The organism is Acinetobacter sp. RF15B, assembly GCF_007558235.1.
Classification (GTDB): Bacteria; Pseudomonadota; Gammaproteobacteria; order Pseudomonadales; family Moraxellaceae; genus Acinetobacter; species Acinetobacter lwoffii_C.
The window spans coordinates 58,017-81,700 of record NZ_VLSR01000010.1; the positions used below are offsets into that span (position 1 = coordinate 58,017).

The 23,684-nt window shown below is 45.0% G+C and carries 23 protein-coding genes; 19 read left to right on the forward strand and 4 right to left on the reverse strand.

The genetic code is table 11. The features are described 5' to 3' along the window. From hisS to der, 4 genes are all read left to right on the forward strand, one after another. A complete protein-coding gene (gene hisS, locus E2K74_RS09330) occupies positions 1-1,296 on the forward strand; it encodes a histidine--tRNA ligase (protein WP_151204111.1) in 1,296 nt (431 codons plus the stop codon). Positions 1,297-1,326: 30 nt separating this feature from the next. Next, a complete protein-coding gene (locus E2K74_RS09335) occupies positions 1,327-2,025 on the forward strand; it encodes a YfgM family protein (RefSeq protein ID WP_151204112.1) in 699 nt (232 codons plus the stop codon). After that, the gene (gene bamB, locus E2K74_RS09340; protein ID WP_151204113.1) at positions 2,022-3,170 is read left to right on the forward strand and encodes an outer membrane protein assembly factor BamB; all 1,149 of its coding nucleotides are present in this window, start codon (positions 2,022-2,024) and stop codon (positions 3,168-3,170) included. The genes E2K74_RS09335 and bamB overlap by 4 nt, the downstream gene beginning before the upstream one ends. Positions 3,171-3,336: 166 nt before the next feature. Continuing rightward, positions 3,337-4,749: a ribosome biogenesis GTPase Der gene (der, locus tag E2K74_RS09345; protein ID WP_151204114.1), complete on the forward strand. Its 1,413-nt coding sequence runs from the start codon at positions 3,337-3,339 to the stop codon at positions 4,747-4,749. Positions 4,750-4,806: 57 nt separating this feature from the next. On the opposite strand, the gene E2K74_RS09350 is transcribed toward der, so the two are convergent. Beyond that, positions 4,807-5,364, reverse strand: coding sequence for a hypothetical protein (locus E2K74_RS09350; RefSeq protein WP_151204115.1), 558 nt, complete (start codon positions 5,362-5,364; stop codon positions 4,807-4,809). 234 nt (positions 5,365-5,598) lie between these two features. On the opposite strand from E2K74_RS09350, the gene E2K74_RS09355 reads away from it, so the two are divergent. Beyond that, positions 5,599-6,246, forward strand: coding sequence for a 4'-phosphopantetheinyl transferase family protein (locus E2K74_RS09355; RefSeq protein ID WP_151204116.1), 648 nt, complete (start codon positions 5,599-5,601; stop codon positions 6,244-6,246). A gap of 19 nt (positions 6,247-6,265) precedes the next feature. Here the strand turns inward: E2K74_RS09355 and E2K74_RS09360 are convergent, their stop codons facing one another. After that, the gene (locus E2K74_RS09360) at positions 6,266-7,036 is read right to left on the reverse strand and encodes an SDR family oxidoreductase (RefSeq protein WP_151204117.1); all 771 of its coding nucleotides are present in this window, start codon (positions 7,034-7,036) and stop codon (positions 6,266-6,268) included. A 90-nt stretch (positions 7,037-7,126) separates the two neighbouring features. Between E2K74_RS09360 and mazG the strand changes: the two genes are divergently transcribed. The 12 genes from mazG to E2K74_RS09420 all read left to right on the forward strand — a co-directional run bounded on the left by mazG (position 7,127) and on the right by E2K74_RS09420 (position 19,465). After that, the gene (gene mazG, locus E2K74_RS09365) at positions 7,127-7,939 is read left to right on the forward strand and encodes a nucleoside triphosphate pyrophosphohydrolase (RefSeq protein WP_151204118.1); all 813 of its coding nucleotides are present in this window, start codon (positions 7,127-7,129) and stop codon (positions 7,937-7,939) included. After that, positions 7,899-8,336 (forward strand): ComEA family DNA-binding protein, encoded by a 438-nt coding sequence (locus tag E2K74_RS09370; protein WP_151204119.1) that lies wholly within the window; start codon positions 7,899-7,901, stop codon positions 8,334-8,336. The genes mazG and E2K74_RS09370 overlap by 41 nt, the downstream gene beginning before the upstream one ends. Positions 8,337-8,472: 136 nt before the next feature. Next, positions 8,473-9,936, forward strand: a complete 1,464-nt coding sequence (gene pcnB, locus E2K74_RS09375; protein WP_151207275.1) for a polynucleotide adenylyltransferase PcnB — start codon at positions 8,473-8,475, stop codon at positions 9,934-9,936. Beyond that, a complete protein-coding gene (gene folK / locus E2K74_RS09380) occupies positions 9,933-10,418 on the forward strand; it encodes a 2-amino-4-hydroxy-6-hydroxymethyldihydropteridine diphosphokinase (protein WP_151207277.1) in 486 nt (161 codons plus the stop codon). The genes pcnB and folK overlap by 4 nt, the downstream gene beginning before the upstream one ends. A gap of 52 nt (positions 10,419-10,470) precedes the next feature. Next, positions 10,471-11,280 carry a 3-methyl-2-oxobutanoate hydroxymethyltransferase gene (gene panB, locus E2K74_RS09385; protein WP_151205375.1) on the forward strand — a complete coding sequence of 270 codons (810 nt, stop codon included), beginning with the start codon at positions 10,471-10,473 and terminating at the stop codon, positions 11,278-11,280. A gap of 1 nt (position 11,281) precedes the next feature. Beyond that, entirely contained in the window at positions 11,282-12,130 is an 849-nt protein-coding gene (gene panC / locus E2K74_RS09390; RefSeq protein WP_151205374.1) for a pantoate--beta-alanine ligase, read from the forward strand. 19 nt (positions 12,131-12,149) lie between these two features. Continuing rightward, positions 12,150-13,001: an RNase adapter RapZ gene (rapZ, locus tag E2K74_RS09395; protein ID WP_151205373.1), complete on the forward strand. Its 852-nt coding sequence runs from the start codon at positions 12,150-12,152 to the stop codon at positions 12,999-13,001. After that, complete coding sequence (locus E2K74_RS09400) at positions 12,998-13,267, forward strand: HPr family phosphocarrier protein (protein ID WP_151205377.1); 270 nt, start codon at positions 12,998-13,000, stop codon at positions 13,265-13,267. The genes rapZ and E2K74_RS09400 overlap by 4 nt, the downstream gene beginning before the upstream one ends. Before the next feature lie 2 nt (positions 13,268-13,269). Beyond that, a complete protein-coding gene (gene yjgA, locus E2K74_RS09405) occupies positions 13,270-13,803 on the forward strand; it encodes a ribosome biogenesis factor YjgA (RefSeq protein ID WP_151205372.1) in 534 nt (177 codons plus the stop codon). Between the two features lie 609 nt (positions 13,804-14,412). Further along, positions 14,413-15,675 carry a sensor histidine kinase gene (locus tag E2K74_RS09410; protein WP_151205371.1) on the forward strand — a complete coding sequence of 421 codons (1,263 nt, stop codon included), beginning with the start codon at positions 14,413-14,415 and terminating at the stop codon, positions 15,673-15,675. Positions 15,676-15,763: 88 nt separating this feature from the next. Next, entirely contained in the window at positions 15,764-18,514 is a 2,751-nt protein-coding gene (glnE, locus tag E2K74_RS09415; protein ID WP_151207278.1) for a bifunctional [glutamate--ammonia ligase]-adenylyl-L-tyrosine phosphorylase/[glutamate--ammonia-ligase] adenylyltransferase, read from the forward strand. A 24-nt stretch (positions 18,515-18,538) separates the two neighbouring features. Beyond that, positions 18,539-19,465: a branched-chain amino acid transaminase gene (locus E2K74_RS09420; RefSeq protein WP_151205078.1), complete on the forward strand. Its 927-nt coding sequence runs from the start codon at positions 18,539-18,541 to the stop codon at positions 19,463-19,465. A gap of 58 nt (positions 19,466-19,523) precedes the next feature. Here the strand turns inward: E2K74_RS09420 and E2K74_RS09425 are convergent, their stop codons facing one another. Next, complete coding sequence (locus tag E2K74_RS09425; protein WP_151205077.1) at positions 19,524-20,546, reverse strand: NAD-dependent epimerase; 1,023 nt, start codon at positions 20,544-20,546, stop codon at positions 19,524-19,526. Beyond that, positions 20,543-21,712 (reverse strand): nucleotide sugar dehydrogenase, encoded by a 1,170-nt coding sequence (locus E2K74_RS09430; RefSeq protein ID WP_151205076.1) that lies wholly within the window; start codon positions 21,710-21,712, stop codon positions 20,543-20,545. Before E2K74_RS09430 ends, E2K74_RS09425 begins: the two co-directional genes overlap by 4 nt. A 181-nt stretch (positions 21,713-21,893) precedes the next feature. Between E2K74_RS09430 and E2K74_RS09435 the strand changes: the two genes are divergently transcribed. Together E2K74_RS09435 and E2K74_RS09440 are read left to right on the forward strand one after the other, a co-directional pair. Beyond that, the gene (locus tag E2K74_RS09435) at positions 21,894-22,667 is read left to right on the forward strand and encodes a glycosyltransferase (RefSeq protein ID WP_151205079.1); all 774 of its coding nucleotides are present in this window, start codon (positions 21,894-21,896) and stop codon (positions 22,665-22,667) included. 41 nt (positions 22,668-22,708) lie between these two features. After that, a complete protein-coding gene (locus E2K74_RS09440; protein ID WP_151205075.1) occupies positions 22,709-23,680 on the forward strand; it encodes a Stealth CR1 domain-containing protein in 972 nt (323 codons plus the stop codon). Positions 23,681-23,684: the final 4 nt, after the last annotated feature.

Here is a 23,684-nt window from a genome sequence, read left to right on the forward strand (position 1 = left end):
ATGAGTTCAATCGTCGCAATCAAAGGTTTTAATGACATTCTCCCAGCGCAAACCCCGGCTTGGAGACGTCTTGAACAGCATCTATCAAGCTTGATGGATACGTATGGTTATCAACAAATCCGTTTGCCGATGGTTGAGCAGACCAATCTGTTCAAGCGTTCTATTGGTGATGCCACGGATATTGTTGAAAAAGAAATGTACACCTTTCTGGACAAAGGGAATCCGCCTGAGTCATTGACCTTGCGTCCTGAAGGAACAGCAGGTTGCGTCCGTGCCATGCTGGAGCATAACCTGTTGCGCGGTGCAGCACCGCGTGTATGGTACATTGGACCGATGTTCCGCTATGAAAAACCGCAAAAAGGCCGTTACCGCCAGTTTCATCAGTTTGGAGTGGAAACCTTTGGTGTGGCTACCCCAGATATAGATGCCGAACTGATCCTGATGACAGCGCGTTTATGGAAACGTATGGGGGTAGCTGACAAGGTTCAGCTGGAACTGAATACGCTGGGTGAATCGGATGAGCGGGCAGCATATCGCGCCGCACTGGTGGAATTCCTTGATGCTCATAAAGCCGATCTGGATGAAGATTCACAGCGCCGTTTAAGTACAAATCCGCTGCGTATTCTGGATTCTAAAGATGCCAAGACCCAGTCAATTCTGGAAAATGCACCAAAATTGCACGACTTTATGGGTGAAGACACGCTGGCGCATTTTAATCAGCTACAGCAGTATTTGACTGAAGCCGGTATCAGCTTTGTGATTAATCAAAAGCTGGTACGTGGTCTGGACTATTATAATAAGACAGTCTTTGAATGGACCACAACGCATTTGGGTTCACAAGGTACAGTATGTGCCGGTGGCCGTTATGATGGTCTGGTTGGTCAGTTGAAAGGCAAGGCAGACCAGTCTGTCCCAGCAGTCGGTTTTGCGATGGGTATAGAGCGTTTATTGCTTCTGCTGGAGCAAGTTGAAGACAATACGCCAACACGTGACTGTGAAGTATTTCTGGTTGCTGATCCGGCCTCCCAGGGCAAAGCGTTGGTGCTGGCTGAACAGATCCGTGATCAGCTTGAAGCCACAGGCAGTGCGATTCGCTTAAAGGTGGGCTCACAAGGCTCAATGAAATCACAAATGAAAAAGGCTGATCAGGCGGGTGCCTTATATGCAGCGATCGTCGGTGAGCGTGAGCTGGAAGCTCAAAGCTTTACAGTCAAGGAGTTGTCAACTGCCGAGCAGACGAATGTGCCATTTGCTGAATTTGTTGCATTTTTCAGTACTAAAATTTCTTCAAAATAATCGATAAAACATTAGGAAAAGGGTAATCGCATGAGCGCAATGAGTGATGATGATCAACTTGAAAGTTTGAAATCCTTTACGAAAAAGTATGGTTCTTCAATCATTACCGGGATTTTGATTGCGTTGATTGCCTTTTTCGGATGGGAATACTGGCAGAAGAAAAACCTGGCAGAAGCACAAATGCAGACTGCTAAGGTGCAGCAGTTGATGGATGACGCGCAAGCCCAGGATGGCGATGCATTTGCTAAGCTGTCTGAAACAGCGGACAAAATTGTCAAAGATGCTCCGGATTCTGCTCAGGCCATCCAGACCCAGCTGGTGATGGCAAAACTGGCTTATGATAAAGAAGACTATGCAGCCGCTGAAAAGGCCTTGCAGAAAGTTGAAAACTCGAAAGTCAAGGATGCAGGTCTGATTCAGGTGGTGAAGTTGCGTCTGGCCTATGCACAGCTGGCTCAGAAAAAATATGATGTTGCGCTTAAAACATTAGATGCAGTGACTGAACCGGCATTCAAGGCAACTGCGGATGAAGTGCGTGGTGATATTTATGTTGCCAAAAATGATATTGAAAATGCGAAAAAAGTATATCAAAGTGCATGGGATGCATTAATGGAACGCAAAGAAGAACGTCAAATTTTACAAATGAAACTTGAAAGCGTAGGCGTGCTGGTTGATGATCCTGAGATTGAACGCCCAATTATAGAAACACAAGTGGACGAAACTGAATGAATAGAACATATAAAATCACCTGTGCCTTGACAGTTTTGACCCTTGCACTTGCGGGCTGTGCGGGTAAAACCAATAAAGCCCCAGAAGTTAAACCGAATCCATTGCCTAAATTGACTCAGGCCAAAACGTTGGTTCCGGTGTTTTCGACCAATGTTTCTGCCACTGAAGCAGCAGATCCTTTGCGTCTGCGTCTGGGTGCAGACCAGGGGCTGATTTTTGCAATTGACCCTAAGGGTGAAGTGAGCGCATTTAATGGCAAGCAACGTGTCTGGCAGAAAAAAGTAGCGCAAGACTCCCTGAGTGCAGGTGTAGAAGCCGCTGACGGAATCGTGGTGGTAGGCACCAACAAAGGTAAACTCCTGGCTCTGGACCAGAAAACAGGTGAGCAAAAGTGGACTGCCCAGTTGACGGGTGCCATTTTAGCGCCATCGCTGATTCATGCGGGACGTGTCATTACGGTAAGTAATGATGGTACGGTGTATGCGCATGAAGCCACCACTGGGACACAGGTATGGACCTATAACCTGCCGAATGTACAGTTCAGCTTACGTGGTGTGGCTGCTCCTGTGCCTCTGGATGCACGTAATATCCTGATTGCCTCTGCTAATGCCTATATTTATGTCATCGACGCGATCAGTGGTGTACCAAAAATGCAGCGCCGTGTCGCTGTATCGGATGGACGTTCAGATATCCAGCGTCTGGTGGATATTGATGGTGAACCTGTGGTGGCTGGACAGTTTGTCGTGACCACCAGCTATCAGGGCCAGGTGACGGTACTGGATCTGGCCTCACAGCAGGTGGTCTGGAGTGAAGATGCCAGTAGTATTCAACGTCCGGAAGTGGTTGGAAATGGTGTATTTGTGGCACAAAGCAATGGTAAAATCAGTGCCTATGAAATTACCACCGGCCAACCGCTTTGGGAAAATGACCAGTTGTTGAATCGTCAGCTGAGTAACCCGGTGATGCTGGGGAATGAGCTGGTGGTGGGTGATCTGGAGGGTGTATTGCATCTGATCGATCCACGTAATGGACAGATTGTCGGTCGTGCCAAAACTTCAGGGGAAGTCCGTACTTTGCGTGTGATTGACAATCAACTCTATGTGTCGACACGTAAGGGTGCATTGAGCATCTGGCAGAATCGTTAATTTTACTTGCCTTATGTTAAACTAGGCGCAACCGTATTTTTTGAACCGCGGGGCGATTGAAAACTCAATGCCCCGTGTTTTATTTCGGGTATTTACCCGCTATCTTCCTATACTTTCTGATGTGCAGGCCTCTATAGACTGCCTGATATTGAATAAAGGTTAATCTATGAAACCCGTAATTGCGCTCATTGGTCGTCCGAACGTCGGAAAATCAACCCTGTTTAACCAGATTACCAAGAGCCGTGACGCATTAGTGGCAGACTTTGCCGGCCTGACCCGCGACCGTAAATATGGCGATGCCGTCTACCAGAATAAGTCATTTATTGTGGTGGATACCGGCGGTATTGGTGAAAATGAAGGGGGCATCGACTCCTACATGGCGGAGCAGTCCAAAACCGCCATTCATGAAGCTGACATGATCATTTTTGTGGTCGATGCACGTGCCGGGCTGCTGGCTTCTGATGAACAGATTGCTCGTGAATTGCGTACCCTTGGCAAAAAAGTCTTTCTTGTCGCCAACAAAGTAGATGGCGTACATGCAGAAGCTGCGCTGGTAGAGTTTTATAAGCTTGGAATGGGTGAGCCTTTACAGGTAGCCGCCAGCCATGGCCGCGGCGTGCAGCAGATGTTAGAAGATGTGCTTGCGGATGTGCCTGAAGATGAAAACCCGGAAGAACATGACAAAAATACCGGGCTGCGTCTGGCGATTATCGGCCGTCCAAATGTGGGTAAATCTACACTGGTAAACCGCCTGCTGGGTGAAGAACGTGTGGTTGCATTTGACCAGCCGGGAACCACCCGTGACTCGATCTATATTCCTTTTGAGCGTGACGGCCGTCAGTACACCCTGATTGATACCGCCGGGGTACGCCGTAAAGGTAAAGTGGATGAAATGATCGAGAAATTCTCCATCGTGAAAACTTTGCAGGCGATGAAAGATGCGCATGTGGTGGTGATTGTGGTGGATGCGCGTGACGGGATTGTGGAGCAGGATCTGCACCTGATCGGTTATGCGCTGGAGGCTGGCCGCGCCATGGTAATTGCGATCAACAAATGGGACAACATGTCTGAATATGATCGCAAGCAATGTAAGCTGGATGTCGAGCGCCGCTTTGACTTTATCCCTTGGGCGAAAATTCACCTGATTTCGGCCCTGCATGGTACTGGTGTGGGTGAGATGTATCCTTCGATTCACCGTGCCTATGATTCTTCTCATCTGAAAGTATCACCGGCCAAACTGACCCAAATCCTGAATGATGCAACCGATGCGCATCAGCCGCCAACGGTACAGGGCCGCCGAATCAAGATGCGTTATGCGCACATGGGCGGACAAAACCCGCCAACGATCGTGATTCACGGTAACAAGGTGGATAAAACGCCTGCGGATTACCGTCGTTATCTGGAAAACGTCTTCCGTAAAGTGTACAAACTTGAAGGGACACCAGTAAAAATCGAATTTAAAACCTCGGAAAACCCGTTTGAAGGTCGTAAGTCACAGATAGACGAACGTACTGCTGCGCGCCGCCGTCGTTATGTACAGAAATTCAAGAAAGCAGAGAAGAAATTTAAACGTGGTTAATCGCCATATTTAAATGTAAAAAGCCTGCGAAAGCAGGCTTTTTTATTTGTTCCTGTTTTAGATTGAACATTTTTTTGCTTTTTGATAAATACGGATATTTTCAAGATTAGCTAAAGCTACGTCAGCATCGGCTTGAGAGGCAGCAATATTATTTTGATTGTTATTGCCAGTAAAAGCATTGGTGATTTCAGTTGCGCGTGCAACTGTTTGAGACTGGCCTGCAAACGCAGAGAGTGCACCACTTGCAATACCTGCCAATTTAGAAACAGGATTATTAGCTTGATTGAGGGCATGTTGACTTGCTTCTAAGCTGCGTTCAAAACTGCGCGCTTCTACCGCCAAATCGGTACAATCTAAACCTTTTAAGTATGTGGTTGAGTAGACACCGTTATTTTGATTTGAAGCATGATTATAATTAGAAGCATAAGCACGGTCTGCACGTGCAACAGCAGTATTCGCCTGCAAACGGCTGCGCTCCATATTGGCTTCAGCCTGATCCATGATTGCGCCGTTTCTAGCTCCCATAACTGCTGTAGCAGCTTCTAACCAAGAGCTAGCTTGGGTTGAAAATGATAGTGTAATAATTGCAGTGCTAAGTATGATTCGCTTAAACATATGACCCTCTGTTTTTCTATGTATAAAATTGTAGCTGAATTGTAACGGGTTTTTATGCGATTAAAAATAGCTTTAAAGCTCATGTGTTATTTTAATTAATCACTACATTTTATTGTTTTACTTAAGTTTTATTAAAGTATATTTTCGGGTATTCCTGACTCTTGGTCAGAGAGGCAATTAGTTTGATTTATACTTTAAGCTCTAAATGCAACATTTTTATAAGGGCAACTATTTTTGAAGTCTATTATTCATATTAATTGGATCGCACTGGCACCAAGACTTAGACATTTACAGGGCCTGGATCGTAAAAACTATATTCAGCAGCGTAAACAATGGATTTATGGCTATCGTAACCAGTTGCTCTCCACACAGTTGGGTTGCGTGATTGATCAGCAGGATTTCAGCCTGGCCGAATACGGCAAACCTTATCTCCATACTCATCCAGATTTCAGCTTTAATCATAGTCATAGCCGAAATTTCTATGCTCTGGCAACCAGTCATCAGGTTCAGAACTTAGGGGTTGATATTGAAGATCTCGACCGAAAGGTTCGTTTCGAAGCCTTGGCACAACACGCTTTTCATCCTGAAGAACTCAGGCAATGGCAGGAGCTGAATTATGATCCAGAGTACTGGTTCAAGGTCTGGACCACGAAAGAAGCTGTCTTGAAGGCTTCAGGATTGGGGATTCGGATAAATTTAAATGAGTTGAATACCCAAGTCTATCCGGAGCAAAATGGTGGGCGCTGCGAACATCCAGATATAGGAATGTATGCTTATCAAAATTATGTTCTCGTGGGCTGCATGCTTAGCGTGGCTTGGCAAAGTGAGCAGTCATGCAAGGGTTTTAAATTTCCAGTTATTCAGATTCATCCAGGTGTCTAAAAGCATATTCACTATTTTTTTATTTTTTGGCAAGCCATAGATTACTGATCCGGTTGACGAACTGGGGACTTATTTGGGAGAGATGGAACAAGAACCGGCTTTTAAACCCGACGGGATGGTGGGTTACTTGCCAGATGGAATCTTTGAGCTGCGCGAGTTTAAGAATATCCTGCGCCACATCTTCTGCTTTCAAATGCACGCCTATTTTTTTGATGCTTTCCGCCTGCATATCTTTGACCATCGCGGTACTTACGAAAAGTGGCATCACATCCAAGACTCGAATCCCATAAGGTTGCCATTCAATATCCAGGCTTTCAGTCAGGCCGCGTACTGCAAACTTGCTGGTCGCATATGAAGCCAAATCAGCCTGACCATAAATCGCAGATGCTGAGGATAAATTGATGATCCGGGCGAAAGAGGACTGTTTTAAATAGGGAAAAGCGGCATGACAGCCATTGAGAGTGCCTTTGATATTAATATCCAAGGTTCGATGATGTGATGGAATGGGGGTATTTTCAAAAGGACCTGAATATAAAATACCGGCATTATTGACCAGGATATTAATCTCACCGGCCCAGGCTGCGAACTCACTCAAAGCTGCTTCCCAGCCAGCATAATCTGTTACATCAATAAAGCCGGCCTTGGCATGTTCACCGAGTTGCTGGGCCAGTTGTTCTGCCTGCTCCACGTTAATGTCATAAATACCGACTTTGTAGCCGTGCTGGTAAAACAGGGCAGCTGTCGCGGCACCAATTCCTTGTGCAGCACCACTAATCAATATACTGTGCATGTGCTTGATCTCCTTATTGTCTTTTTTTTTGAGCATAGCAAGAAATAGGCAGAATAAAGCGGCTATTTGGTAAAGATGAGGTGTTAAAAAGTGGAACAATTACTCCAGATCATGCGTGAGTTACGTGAAAAATGCCCCTGGGATCAGCAACAGACTCCCGAATCTCTAACCCGATATGCGATAGAAGAAGCGTATGAAGTAGAGGCAGCGGTACGTTCTGCTAATGTTGAAGATGTGCGGGATGAACTTGGAGATCTGCTGTTACAGGTGGTATTTCAGGCGCAAATGTACAGCGAGCAGGGTGCTTTCGATTTTCAGGACGTGGTGCAGGCGATTAGCGATAAACTGATTCGTCGTCATCCGCATGTGTTTCAGGCCGAGCAGTTTGCACAGCTGAGCCCTGAAGATGTGTCAGTATTATGGAAGAAAATTAAGCAGATAGAAAAGCAGGGCAAACCCCGTTCACGCCTGGATCAAGTCAAGCATGCGCCAGCATTGCAGCAGGCCGATGAGATTCAGCGGAATGTAGCCAAAATTGGTTTTGATTTTCCTGATGTGGCAGGTGCGTATGGCAAGCTGGAAGAAGAATTAAGCGAACTCAAGCAGGCCATAGCTGCACAGAATTCCGATGAAATACAGGAAGAATTTGGCGACTGCTTATTCTCATTGGTGAATATCGGCCGTAAACTTGGAGTTTCAAGCGAAATGGCATTATTGGGAACGATCCATAAGTTCCGGACTCGCTTTGCCTTGATGGAAGATCAGGCCGACAAACAACAATTAAACCTGGAAAGTCTGTCACTGGCTGAGTTGGATCAGCTCTGGGAACAGGCCAAATTAGAATTAAAAAAAAGGGCTGCTCATGAACACCTTACAACCTCGAACAGGTCTGACATGGATTAATTTTCTTCTGCTCGGTTGCTGGCTTGGTTATCTGTCAATTGCGACTACTGCTCAAGCAGCGGGAACAAATGGAACAAATTATACGGAATGGAAAACCCGGCAGCAGCAACAGGATGCGCGTCTACAACAGAAAGTAGCGATCTCTCCTGCTTCTGAAAGTAATTACTATCTGGCCAAGCCTGCTTTATCAGTCACTTCGGTTGCCGATAAAATTAGCCTGAATAGAGCAAATGTGGAGCAGTTACAGCAGTTGCATGGGATTGGACAGAAGAAAGCGCAAGCGATTGTTGAGTATCGGCAGAAAAACGGTAAATTTAAAACGATTGAAGATATTCAGCTGGTCAAGGGAATCGGGCCAGCTTTATTTGCCAAAAACAAGGCTAGACTGGGGCTGTAAGCAGACTGAAGAGACGATGAATTGCCAATCAATCTGAATGCTAAGAATGAGATAATCAAATTGCCCTTTAGCGGTGTAAGCGATATGATTAGCGTCATCTTAAAAATTTACGTTCAGACGTAGGAGACAGCGTCTTTTGCAAACTTTGCACGCGTCAAAATGTGGTTTATCAACCGCTCAATTACCTTCTTATATTCTCGATGTGATTGATGCCCTAACCAAGGCAGGCTATGAAGCTTATATTGTAGGGGGTGGTGTCCGGGATCTGATGCTGGGTTTAAACCCCAAAGATTTCGATGCTGTCACCAATGCCACACCCGCTCAGGTCAAAGAGGTATTCGGACGGCGTTGTCGGATTATCGGACGACGTTTCGAGCTGGCGCATGTCTATTCCGGCCGTGAACTGGTGGAAGTAGCGACCTTTCGTGCGCCGCCTAAAAAAGCAGTTACCTCTGCTGCGGGCATGATCCTGCGTGACAATAACTGGGGCACCATCGAACAGGATTTTGCCCGCCGTGATTTTTCTATTAATGCACTGTATTACCAGCCGCGCAAAGCAATTGTGCTGGACTTCTGTCATGCAGTAGAGGACATCAAAAGTAAAACCTTGCGTTTGCTCGGTGATCCGACATTAAGATTTGAGGAAGATCCGGTCAGGATGCTGCGCACTTTACGTTTTGCAGCCAAACTGAATTTCAATATTGATGAGGCCATTCTGGATATTTTTACGCCGGAAATGACCCAGCTGTTACGTGACGTTTCTCCGCACCGTCTATATGACGAGTCACAGAAACTCTTTACTATGGGGCATTTGAACCGGGTATTGCCGATGCTGATTGATTTTGGTATCTGGCGTCAGTTATTTGCTGATATCCAGCCTGATATTACGCCGTTTATTGAGCGTGCAGCAAAAAATACAGATCAGCGTATTTCAATTGGTAAAACCATCAATCCCGCTTTCTTTTATGCGGTATTGCTATGGCAGCCATTTTTAGAGCGCTGTGAGTTTTATCTTTCCCGCGGTGTGGTGGCAGCTGAAGCACGTGCCCAAGCGGGGCTGGATGTACTGAAGCGTCAGGCCACGCGCACGGTCATTCCACGTTTTGCTGAAACCTTTATTCGTGAAGTCTGGGAAATGCAAACCCGTCTGCTGAATCCAAAACCACAGCAAATTGATGCTTTGTCAGGACATGCGCGTTTCCGTGCCGGCTTTGACTTCCTGCTGCTACGTGAAAAATCGGGCGATGCAACGGCACAAGGGATGGGCACCTGGTGGGATGAATACCAGCAAATGAATGGTGATGAAAAAGAGCGCGCCATTGCCCAATATAACCGTCAGCGTGCCAGAAACCGTCGTAAGGTTTCTCAGGAAGAGCATCTGGAGCAGCGTCTAGTGGCTCAGGAAATGACTGAAATCGAACCGTTGGTGAATGAGCCGGAGCCGCGCAACCGTCGTGTACGTAAAGCCAAATATGAGGCCGAGCGTAAATCCGTTTCCCAGCTAACTGCCAGTGGCGAAATTGGTGCAGATCACCCGATTACCAAACGTAAACGTGTACAGCGTGACTTAAGCCAGGTTATTTTTGGGCCAACACAATGACAGTCAGCTATATCGGTTTGGGAAGCAACCTTGGCGATTCACGCCAGATTTTAGCAGAAGCCGTATACAAGCTGGCCAGCCTGGGGGCGGTCAAAGCGTCGCATTTATATCAAAGCCCGCCCATGGGTCCACAGGACCAGCCGAACTATTACAATGCTGTGGTGCAACTGGTCACAGACCTTGCAGCGCTGGACTTGCTGGATCAGCTGCAGGCCTTTGAGCAGGAAGCAGGCCGGGTGCGTTTACGACACTGGGGCGAGCGTACGCTGGATCTGGACTTGCTGATTTATGGCGATGAACAGATTCAGCATGAGCGTTTGATTGTGCCGCATGTGGGAGTGCTGGAGCGCGACTTCGTGCTGCTGCCTCTGCTGGATATTGATCCTGAATTACAGCTCAATGGACATATATTAAAAGACCTTGACATCGTTAAGCACTCAGCCTTGACGGTCTTCGATCGCACCAACTGGGCAAATATTTAATTTTGAAATAATTGGCAGTTCGAGAGAACTTCAAAAATAGAGGAGTATCTTCATGATCAGTCTCAGTGATTTAAGACGATATAAGGCTGAAGGACGTAAATTTTCTTGCCTGACTTGTTATGATGCAAGTATGGCTAAAGCCATGGAAATTGCCGCAGTCGACAGTATTCTGATTGGTGATTCCTTAGGTATGTCCATTCAGGGTCGCGACTCAACACTGCCTGTGACTGTAGAAGATATGGCCTATCATACGGCAGCGGTACGCCGTGGCAATCAGCATGCTTTGATTATGACCGATCTGCCATTTATGAGTTATGCCACTTTAAATGATGCCTTGCAAAGCTCGAAAACTGTAATGCAGGCTGGTGCGCAAATGGTCAAGATGGAAGGTGGCGCATGGCTGTCGGAAACGGTTCAGGTATTGACCCGTAACGGTATTCCGGTGTGTGTCCACCTGGGCTTAACACCGCAGTCGGTGCATGTCTTTGGCGGTTATAAATTACAGGCACGTACCCGTGCAGCCGCAGATCAGTTAATTGCAGATTGCAAGGCGGTGGTTGAGGCGGGTGCTGCACTACTTTTACTGGAGTGTGTACCTGCGCAACTGGGTCAGGAAATTACTGAGCTGTTCCCGCATGTTCCGGTCATTGGAATCGGGGCAGGGTCAGCGACCGATGGCCAGGTACTGGTGGTACAGGATATGCTGGGCTTGACCTTTGGTCATACTGCAAAATTTGTACGTAACTTTATGCAAGAGCAATCGGGTGCAACTGCCATTCTGGATGCATTCAAAGCCTATCATGCGGCAGTATTGGATGGCTCATTCCCGGCACCTGAACAAACATTCCAAGTCGAGTTGTAACATGAAAACAGAAACAACCATCCAAGGTTTATCAGCTTCACTGAATCCTGCACGTTCGGCACGTAAAATGATTGGCTTTGTACCGACCATGGGTAATCTGCATCAGGGGCATCTGAATCTGGTACGTGAAGCACGTAAGCTATGTGATGTCGTTGTGGTCAGTGTTTTCGTTAATCCGATCCAGTTCGGACCGAATGAAGACTTTGATAGCTATCCACGTACCCTGGAGCAGGATCAGCAGCTCCTGGCGGAAGCCGGTTGTGACATCGTATTTGCTCCAAGCGTGGAGCAGATGTATGGTAACAAGCCACGGTTGACCAATATCAGTGTAGCTGAGATCACCAATGACCTGTGCGGTTTGCAACGTCCAGGCCACTTTGATGGTGTTGCTGTTGTCGTGACAAAATTGTTTAATATTGTTCAGCCAAACTATGCGTTCTTTGGGCAAAAAGATTATCAGCAACTGGCTGTGATCCGTCAGTTTGTCCAGGATCTGAATATTCCTCTGGAAGTGATTGGTGTACCGATTGCACGGGCGGAAGATGGTTTGGCACTCAGTTCACGAAATGGATATTTAAGTGAGCAGGAGCGTGCAACTGCACCGGTGATTTTCCAGAGTCTGCAAGCCGCTGAGCAGCAGTTACATGCTGGCCAAACGCTGGAACAAGTATTGAGAGGCATTCGTGAAACGCTGACCGATGCCGGACTTGTAGTCGACTATGTGGAAGCACGTAGCCTGGAGCTACAGAAAATTCAGACGTTTAATCAAGATGTGGTGATATTGGTGGCAGTAAAACTCGGTACCACACGTTTGATCGATAACTTGCAGGTCAAGTACGCAGTTGGCTAGGATGAAAGGATGGTAGGGCATGAAGCGCATTTTAATTGTCACGGGGCAATCTGGTTCAGGTAAGTCATCTGCTTTGCAGGTACTGGAAGATCTGGGTTATTACTGTATTGATAACTTGCCTTTGGCCTTACTTCCTGAGATTGTAGCAAAACTGGACAATGACAATAATCTGGAATTGCTGGCACTCGGGGTCGATGTGCGCAGTACCCGGGCGGATCTGGAAGAGTTTAATCATGTGTTTGAGCAGCTACAGCAGCATGGCTCGGTCGATATCATCTATTTGACCACACAGGATCAGGAGTTGATCGCCCGCTTTAGTGCTTCACGTCGTCCACATCCTCTGGCTGCACGTTTTAAAAGCCTGAATCAGTGCATACAGGAAGAAAAAATCCTGCTGATGCCGATTCAGCTGCGCTCTACCGTGCACATTGATACCACCGATAAAAGTGTGCATGACCTGAAGCATACGTTATTGTCCCGACTGGGACAGACCGATCAGCTGATTTTGATCTTACAATCCTTTGGTTATAAGCACGGGATTCCTCTGGATGCCGATTATGTCTTCGATGTACGGCATTTGCCTAATCCACACTGGGAAATTGAACTTCGCAAGTTTTCAGGCCTGGATCAGCCGGTGCAGGAGTTTTTGCAAAAAAGCGCTCAAGTCGAAGATATGTTTCAGGATATTTATCATTTTCTGGACAAGTGGCTGCCGACCTTTGCTGAAGGACATCGTCATTATATAACGGTGTCTATTGGTTGTACCGGCGGGCAGCATCGCTCTGTTTATATTGTGGATAGACTAAAAAAAGCGCTTGAGGCAAAATGGTCTATTCAAGTCCTCCACCGAGAAATGAAGCACTGGTCATGATTGATACGACTGTTGACGTGATTAATAAACTGGGTTTACATGCGCGTGCATCTGGTAAACTGATTGAAGTAACGACCAAGTTTCGTTCCAGTATCCAGATTGGAAAGGCGAACAAACTGGTAGATGCGAAAAATATCATGTCCCTGTTGATGCTCGGTGCAGGCAAGGGAACCACTTTACGCTTGGTGATTGAAGGCGCAGATGAGGACATGGCCTTATCTGAAATTCAGGCACTTTTTGCAGCAAAATTTTATGAGGCAGATTAATCGTGGCACGTCGACCGCACAGTTTTACTGAAGAAGACTTTGAATCTTTAGAAGGACGTGCAAGTAAAACTGAACAGAAAAAAGCCGTCCAGCGGATGGCTGCTTTGGGCGCACAGCTGGCTGAGCTCAGTGTAAAGCAGATCAAAAATCTGCCTGTAGAAGAGCGTCTGATTGATGCTTTGCTGGATGTACAGAGCATCGGCTCCAATGAGGCACGCCGTCGCCAGTTTCAACGGATTGGCAAACTGCTGCGGAATGAAGATGAAAGCATAATTTTGTCTTATTTAACCCCAAAACAGGGTTTAAAGAAGACTGCTCAGCTGCAACGCTGGGTCGAACGCATGATCAAAGATGGTGATCCGGTCATTAATGACTTTAGCAAAACTTATAATGCAGCAGAGCGTCATACCATTCGCCAGCATGTTTTGCGGATTCACCGCGATTTGAAAGCTCAGGCTGATGAAGCGACTCTAGCCGAGTCCAAGCAGAAGCTATTCAACTATGTGCAGCAGGTGGCATTGATCTCGGATAACTAGTTTCTTATCAAAAAGCGGCTTTAGTAGCCGCTTTTTTTTTATGGTTAAAACTTGTTTCCAATTTTTAGAAGCTAACGCTAGATTTCGGTTAATTGTAAACTAATGTAGTTTTTGTAGTAGAAACGTGGATTATCTTATTGCCTAAGTTGCTTTCTTCTGGAGGTTTTCGGGAGCATTATTTAAGTATTATTAAATAAAAAGAAAGGCTTTCGTTGTTATAAATTCAACCTGTTACTCAATTTTTGAGCTCTAAATAACAGGATTTAGAGGGGTGAAATATCATTCATTTCTTTGACCAGTTGTTAAAATACTCTTATTTACTGTAGTTCATCAATATGGAGGAAATATAGAGAAAAGATGAACTTATTAAGGTAATTAATATTGTCTTCACTATATTGTATATAAAGTTATACTTACTTAAAGCTCTTCTTAATATTCGTAGGTCGCTGTTTTAACAAAGAAATGTATCTCAATAGAAATTAATTAACAATTTCTTTGCTTATGATGGAAGTTTTTCTACTTTAGAAAGTATAGAATCTTTGTTATTGCTTGTATAAATTTGGTCTATCGTATTAATTTTTCCACTAACTATCATAAATAGAGGCAGACATGGAACTAAAACTGCTAGAGGTCGGACAGAATACGGAGCAATTAAGCTCGTGCCGTATATCTCTCATTTTAGGTGTCTATACCTCCAATAACTTATTAGATACCTTTTGTAAGATTTCCCGAAGGATTTTAGGCGTTAAAACCAGTATTCTAGGCTTTCATGGTGAGCCCTATATCTGGTACAGCTGTGCACAGGGTTTTCGTGCCCTGCACGCACTTCAGGATCAAGAGCTACCCTTTAAAGAAGCAGATGTGGTGACCCAGTTGCATCCTGATTACGCCGAGATTTCCCAGTATGTTGAAAATCTTGGAGTCGCTCATCAGCGCTTGGTGGCTTTTAATCTTAAAGAAGCTGCCAATTCCTCTTTAGGGCAAGTGGTTTTCTTTGATGATGAAGCTGCGCCTTTCGATCCTGAAGACGTGGCCACGGTCAAACAGTTGGCAGAGAGTCTGGTGGGCCGGATTCGCCTGAGTGCAGAATATGATGAGTTGAAAGAGTTGCATGAACAGCAATGTGCGTTGAATTTCAGTAAGACCAAATTCTTTCAGATTATCGCCCATGACCTGCGAGCGCCATTCCATGGCTTGCTGGGCTTTTCAGAAGTCCTGTCGCAAGAGCGCGATACTCTGGATGAGGCCAGTGCACAGAATATTGCTGACTATTTATATGACACGGCTCAATCGACCTATAATCTGCTTGAAAGCCTATTAACCTGGGCGATGGCTGAGGGTGGACGCTTTGTTTATCATCCAATTAATTATGAGCTGAAGCAGTCCAGTAAAATTGTCTGTGACGTGCTGAAGAGCCTGGCTTTGAAAAAGAATATCGAGCTTATCGATAATATTCCGGAAAGTATCAAAGTCCATGCCGACATTAATATGATCACCTCGGTATTACAGAACCTGGTATCCAATGCCCTTAAATTTACTCCGGTAAATCAAGGGGGGCAGGTGATTCTGGATGCTGAGATGGAGGGTGAGCAAGTCAAGATTACGGTTCAGGATACAGGTCTGGGTATGACTGATGAGCAGATACAAAATCTGTTCAAGCCGAATTTGGTTGTCACGGTCAAGGGAACGAGCGAAGAGAAAGGTGCCGGTCTGGGATTGGTGCTGTGTAAACGTTTTATTGACCTGAATCAGGGGCAGATCAGAGTAGAGTCAAGAGAAGGTCACGGCACCACTTTTACTGTACATTTGCCGAAAGTGATTAATGAACACCAGGCTTTGGTGATTGAAGACCGGCAGTTAGAAAAATCCTGAAAATAGGTCAGTTTCCGCCTAAAACATTCCCCCTGAGATCGAACTCCTGCTATAACTAAGCAAAAAGTTTCAGGGGAAGAATGGAGCGATGAACGCCGTCCAGTTGCAGAAAACCTTAAGAGCCAGCCAATATGCTGAGCAGGTACTTGCCAAGCATCAGGCCAGCTTAGAGCAGGATTATGCGGTTGATCAGTTTCAGGGTTTCCTGAGTAGAACCGAGATTGATCACTTGATTCAGGTTGCTGTCGGGCAAATACATGATGAAGCTGAATGGATGCGCGCCTTGCGTCTGCTCCGTGCTCGCTTGATGTTCCGCTGGATCTGGCAGGATGCCAATCAACTCACCCATGTCGTTCAGCTCACCCGCGAACTCTCCGATTTTGCTGATGCTGCCATTTGTGTCGCCAAAGATTTTGCACGTATTTCGCTGGTTGCCAAATATGGTGAACCGATCGGGTATAACGGCAAGGTGCAGGACCTGATTGTCATCGCCATGGGGAAATTGGGGGCACAAGAACTTAATCTTTCTAGTGATATTGATCTGGTTTTCGCCTTTGATGAACAGGGTGAAAGCAATGGGCGTAAATGCATTGATGTGCAGCAATTTTGTATTCTGTGGGGGCAAAAACTTATTCATCTGCTGGACCAGATTACAGCCGATGGTTTTGTCTTTCGGGTGGATATGCGCCTGCGTCCCTGGGGGGAGGGTTCTGCATTGGCCATTAGTCATGTCGCCTTGGAAAAATACCTGAGTCAGCATGGCCGTGAATGGGAGCGTTATGCCTGGATTAAAGCACGTATTGTCAATCCGAGTCCGGAAGGTGATGAACTGCTGGACATGACCCGTCCTTTTGTGTTCCGTAAATACGTCGATTACAGCGCATTTGAAGCCATGCGTGAAATGAAAGCCATGATCGAGCGTGAAGTACAGCGCCGGAATATTGAAGATGATATCAAGCTCGGTGCCGGTGGTATTCGCGAAGTCGAATTTATTGTGCAGGTATTTCAGTTGATTTATGGCGGCGCCAAACTGGAACTGCAAGACCGTCAGTGCCTGGTAAACCTAAACCATCTGGATGATGCGGAGTTGCTGGATGAGCAGGCAGTGGCTGATCTGGAAGATGCCTATCTGTTCCTGCGTCGGGTGGAGCACGCCATTCAAGCCTTGAATGACCAGCAAACCCAGTGTCTGCCGGTTGAGCCGGATTTGCGCCAGCGTTTGGTCGATACCTTGGGTTTTGCAGACTGGTCTGAATTTATGCATGTTCTGGATCAGAAACGTGCCAAGGTCACCTATCAGTTTGAGCATCTGATTAAGGAAACCGGGCCAGATCCTGAAATCAAAAGTTTTGCCCAACTCGAACAGCGACTTGATGAAGTATTGGATGACTCCGCCAAAAATTTGGTGCATGAATTCTGGTATGGACATGCCTTAAAAAAATTACCTGCCAAGGCCACTCAGCGTCTTAAAACCTTTTGGCCTTATCTGATCGAAGCGATTCTGAAATCAGATAAACCGAAAACTGCATTGGTCCGGCTGATGCCGCTGGTCGAATCTGTGATGCGTCGTACCGTCTATCTGGTGATGCTCATCGAGAGTAAAGGCGCTTTACAGCGACTGGTTAAAATGGCAACGGTCAGTCCGTGGATTTGTGAAGAACTTACCCATTATCCGGTCTTGCTGGATGAGTTTCTATCTATGGATTTTGAACTGCCTAAACGTCAAGATCTGGAGGATTCTTTACGCCAGCAATTGCTGCGTATTGAATTGGACCAGATTGAAGACCAGATGCGTGTACTGCGCCTGTTTAAAAAATCCAATGTACTAGCGGTGGCCGCCAGTGATGTATTGGCGGAAAGTCCACTGATGAAAGTCTCCGATGCCCTCACGGATATTGCGGAAGTATCGGTGAATGCTGCCTTACAGCTGGCCTATCAGATTACCGTGAAAAAACATGGTTTCCCGCTAGATGCGGAAGGCCAGCGTTGTACCTTAGATCATATGGCTTTTACCGTGATTGGTTATGGTAAGGTCGGCGGGATTGAACTCGGTTATGGCTCGGATCTGGATCTGGTGTTTATTCACTATATGGATGAACAGGCTGATACCAACGGGCTAAAACCAATCAGTGGTTTTAAATTTGCGATGCGTGTAGCGCAAAAGTTTATGTCATTGATGACGACACAGACCTTGGATGGCCGCGTCTATGAAGTCGATACCCGTTTACGTCCATCTGGCGAAGCAGGCCTGCTGGTCACCAGCCTGAAAGCCTTTGAGCATTATCAGCTGAAAAGTGCCTGGTTGTGGGAACATCAGGCGCTGGTGCGTGCGCGCAGTATTGCCGGTGAGCGTTGCCTTCGGGACAAGTTTGAGCAGCTACGCTGCCGGATTCTGACCCAGCCGCGTGAACAGGCACATGTACGTGCCGAAGTACTGAAGATGCGCCAGAAAATGAAAGACCATCTCGGTTCATCCAACGAGCAAAAAAAAGATGGAATTTTTCATTTAAAACAAGATGCAGGTGGTATCGTTGATATCGAATTTATGGCACAGTATGCAGTATTGGCTTGGAGTGGGACGAATAAAGATCTCGCCCATTACTCCGACAATGTAAGAATCCTTGAGGATGCCGCAAAGACAGGTTGCTTATCCAGCAACGATGCGACTGCTCTGATTCAAGCTTATCTCCGTGAACGCGCAGAGAGCCACCGCTTAGCCCTTGCAAATCAATCCATGCAAGTATCTGCAAGCGACTGGCACGATACCCGAATGACCGTTTGCAAGTTATGGCAAAGACTGATTGATCCAGCTGCAGCATTTGCGCTGGAGAGTGAATAATTGTGAAAAATTGGAGTTTGTGGCATGAATTTGGCTGATCGTGATGGTTTTATTTGGCAAGATGGACAACTGGTTGACTGGCGTGAGGCAAAAACTCACGTATTAACACATACCCTACATTACAGTATGGGGGTGTTTGAAGGTGTCCGTGCTTATGAAACCCCGAATGGAACGGCTATTTTCCGTCTAAAAGAACACACCAAACGTTTATTGAATTCTGCCAAAATCTATCAAATGAAAGTTCCATTTGATCAGGCAGCATTAGAACAAGCTCAAATTGATGTTGTTCGTGAAAATAAATTAGCATCTTGCTATTTACGTCCAATTATTTTTATTGGCTCTGAAAAGCTGGGTATTGCGGCAACAGACAATACTATTCATGCTGTGGTTGCAGCGTGGAGCTGGGGTGCTTATCTGGGCGAAGAGGCGATGGCGAAGGGGATTCGTGTGAAAACTTCTTCATTTACTCACCATCATCCAAACGTGACCATGTGTAAGGCGAAAGCTTCTGGTAACTATACCCTGTCTATCCTGGCTCATCAGGAAGTTGCACATTCGGGTTATGACGAAGCAATGCTGCTTGATCCACAAGGTTATGTATGCCAAGGTTCAGGCGAAAACGTCTTCCTGGTACGTGATGGCGTCATCCATACGCCTGATATTGCCGGTGGTGCACTGGATGGGATTACCCGTCAAACCATTATTACTATTGCCAAGGATCTGGGTTATGAAGTGGTAGAGCGCCGTATTACCCGGGATGAGTTCTATATTGCTGATGAAGCATTCTTTACCGGTACTGCGGCTGAAGTAACACCAATCCGTGAATATGATGACCGTCAAATTGGTGAAGGTGTCCGTGGTCCGATTACCACTCAAATCCAGAAAGCCTATTTTGATGCAGTTCAGGGCAGAGATCCTAAATATGCACACTGGTTAACTTATGTGAAATAAGATACTCAGTAATAAAAAAGGACTCATTCGAGTCCTTTTTTATTACTTGAAGAATTTATTAAATCTGATAAAAATCCCGATACCAGTCCACAAATTGCTTCACCCCATCGTCAACAGAAACAGAAGGTTTGTAACCTACACTTTGTTCAAGAGCAGAACTGTCGGCTAAAGTATCAGGCACATCCCCTTCCTGTAAGGGAAGCATTTCGATTAGGGCTTTTTTGCCAACAGAGTTTTCAATAGCTCGTATAAAGTCAATTAATTGTACGGGTGTACTATTGCCAATATTAAAAATCCGGAATGGTGCATTACTGGTTGATGGATCTGGATGATTGCTATCCCAAGTTAGGTTAGGCTCAGCAATTTGGTCACTGGAACGGATTACACCCTCAGCAATATCCTCGACAAAAGTAAAGTCACGGGTATGGTTGCCGTGGTTAAAGACTTGAATCGATTTGCCTTCTATAATGTTTTTGGTAAATTTAAAAGGTGCCATATCTGGGCGCCCCCAAGGACCATAGACAGTAAAGAAGCGTAAGCCTGTAGTTGGCAGTTTGAATAAATGGCTATAACTATGAGCCATCAACTCATTGGCGCGTTTGGTTGCTGCATAGAACTGAATGGGATGATTCACGCCCTGCTCTTCACTAAACGGCATTGTGGTGTTGGCCCCGTAAACACTACTTGTGCTCGCATAGGTCAGATGGGGTGTCTTGGCATAGCGGCAGGCTTCAATAATATGGGTAAAACCGACAATATTACTTTCGACATAACTCATCGGATTTTCAAGAGAATAACGCACACCTGCCTGTGCAGCCAGATGAATCACCCGGTCAAACTGGTGTTCCTGAAAACATCGATCCACTGCTGTCTTGTCTGCTAAATTGGCATGAATGAAATTAAACTGCCCTGTACTTTGCTCAGCTGTTGTAACCAAGTGGTCTACACGGGCCTGTTTTAAAGCAGGATCATAGTAGTCATTCATATTATCGAAACCGACTACATCATCACCACGTTCAAGCAGTTTTTTGGAGACGTGAAAGCCGATAAAACCCGCTGCTCCAGTTACAAGGACTTTCATTCATCACCTCCAAAAATATCACGGGTATACACTTTTTCTTCAACATCACTGAGATCTGCTGAGCGACGGTTAGCAATGATGACATTTGCTTGTTGTTTAAAAGTATTGAGATCGGTCACTACTTTAGATTTAAAAAACTCAGTTTCTTTTAGGCTGGGTTCATAAATAATGATTTCAATGCCTTTGGCTTTCAGTCGTTTCATCACACCTTGAATGGCTGAAGCACGGAAATTATCTGAACCACTTTTCATAACCAAACGATAGATACCCACTACAGATGGGTTTTTGGCAAGAATTGAATCGGCAATAAAATCTTTACGCGTACGGTTAGAGTCGACAATTGCCTGAATCAGATTGCTTGGAACCTGATGATAATTGGCCAGTAGTTGCTTGGTATCTTTTGGTAGACAGTAGCCACCATAACCAAAAGAGGGATTGTTATAATGATTGCCAATACGTTGATCTAAACATACCCCTTCAATAATCTGGCGGGTATCAAGATCAAAGGTTTGTGCATAGGTATCCAGTTCATTAAAATAAGCAACACGCATCGCCAAGTAAGTATTGGCAAATAACTTGATCGCTTCGGCTTCGGTAGAATCAGTAAACAGGATTGGGCTGTCTTTTTTAATAGCGCCTTCAATCAGCATGTCAGCAAATAACTCAGCACGTTCTGATTTTTCTCCGACAATAATCCGTGAGGGATATAGATTGTCATGCAGTGCTTTGCCTTCACGTAAAAATTCTGGAGAGAAGATAATATTGTCGGTATCAAACTTTTCTTTTACTGCTTTGGTAAAACCGACCGGCACGGTAGATTTGATAATCATCACGGCTTGAGGATTAATCTTAATTACATCACCAATGATACTTTCAACACTTTGAGTATTGAAGTAATTAGTCTTGGTATCGTAATCCGTCGGTGTGGCAATAATGACAAAGTCGGCATGCTGATAAGCTTCAGCTTTGTCGGTGGTTGCACGGAAATTGAGTTGCTTTTCTATCAAGAATTTAGAAATATCTTCATCCTGAATTGGAGAGATTTTTTGGTTTAACATCTCGACTTTGCTGTCAATAATATCCAATGCAATAACTTCATGATGTTGTGAGAAGATCATGGCATTGGAAAGGCCGACGTAACCGGTACCTGCAACTGCTATTTTCATATCAACCTGGTTTGTATTCTTTATTTAAGGAGCTTATCTATAACCTGATAAAGGTTGGCGAAAGCGATATTGCATCATATCACAAAGTATTTTTAGTGTTATGAAAGCATTAAAAGCAATATGATAACTTTGCTTTAGAGGTGGTATTATATGAGGTAGAATGCTGGCGGAAGATGAATACATGCAGGACAAGGTAAACGACTCACTCTCCAATCAGGCTCCAATGCAGTCTGAACAGAATATAGTGCTGTGCATGAAGTGGGGCACGAAATATGGGGCAGAGTATGTTAATCGTCTCTATAATATGGTTAAACGTCATACGACGGTTGACTTCAAAATGGTCTGTCTGACTGATCGTACTGAGGGCATTGATCCAGCTGTTGAATGTTTTCCTATTCCACCATTAGCTTTACCACCCGGTAGTCCTGAACGTGGCTGGAATAAACTTTCGACCTTTGAACCAGATTTATACGGGCTACAAGGTAATGCCTTATTCTTAGATCTAGACGTTGTCATTGTTGATAATATTGATGAGTTTTTTACATACCCCGGTGATTTTTTAATTATTCATGACTGGAAGCGGCCGTGGCGGATTACCGGAAACAGTTCTGTTTACCGTTTTAAACTGGGGGCTTTTCCAGGGCTTTTACCTTATTTTCGCGAAAACTTTGAAGAAATTCGAAAAAAATTTCGTAATGAACAGGCTTATCTGTCTTGGTATGTCGATCGTGAAGGCCAGCAGACTTATTGGCCAGATAGTTGGTGTAAAAGTTATAAATATCATTGTCTACAAAAGATTCCGATGGCTTATTTCAAGCCGCCAGTGAAGCCTGAAGGTGCCAAAATTATTATTTTTCATGGGGAAATCAATCCACCGGAGGCTATTAATGGTGGAGGCGGCAAATGGTATCGCTATGTATTGCCTTCACAGTGGATTAAAGATGCATGGCAATAATCCAGTACGCTCAAGACTGATTTTTTAAAGTGATCAAGCAAATGCAGAACATTGATATCGTGATTGCCTGGGTAGATGGTAATGATATTGAATTGAAAAAAAAGCGCCATAAGTATTTGACTGGTGAAGATGCGTCGGATGCGATTAGTGATACCCGTTTTGCCAGTAATAATGAAATTTATTACAATGTTGCCTCAATCCTGAAATATGTGCCTTTTTATCGCAATATTTTAATTGTGACCGATAACCAGCGACCCGCGTTTATTGATGAGTTTGCAGCTCAAGGTCTGTGTTCAGCCGATAAAATCCGGATTGTGGATCATCGTGAAATTTTTAGTGGTTATGAGCAATATCTGCCTACTTTCAATACTCGGTCTATTGAAAGTATGCTCTGGAATATTGAAGGACTATCAGATTACTTTATTTATCTGAATGATGATTTCTTCTTTAACTCAACCGCTCATATTGAAGACTTTCTACAAGGTGAGCATTTGGTAATTTACGGTCATTGGCAGAATAAGCTGGCTTTAAAAACCAAGCTGAAATATCGCCAGTTTATGAATAAACAATTTGCTAAGCCTATTCAACCTAAACATATGATTGCACAAATGCTGGGTGCGGATATTTTAGGTTTTAACAAATTTTTTGAAATCCATCATTATCCACATATCGTTGATCGTCAGATTTTGAAAGATTACTTATTGTCGCATCCTCGATTACTGGAAACTCAGGTCAAGTTTAAGTTTCGTAGTGTGGAGCAACTTAATCCAATCTCACTGATGAATCATCTTAAAATTCAGAAGCAACAGGTTGAACTCAAGCCTGATATTGAATTGGCCTATCTAAAAAATGAAGATAGTCGCAATAATTTTATTCAGGCACTCGATTACCCTACTATTAAATATGGCTGCATTCAAAGCCTAGACCAGCTGGACGCTGCAGCTGCTCAACAGATCAATGTAGCAATGCAGCAGAAGCTGGCGGGCTATTTACCGAATTCAATTTTAGTTTAAAGGT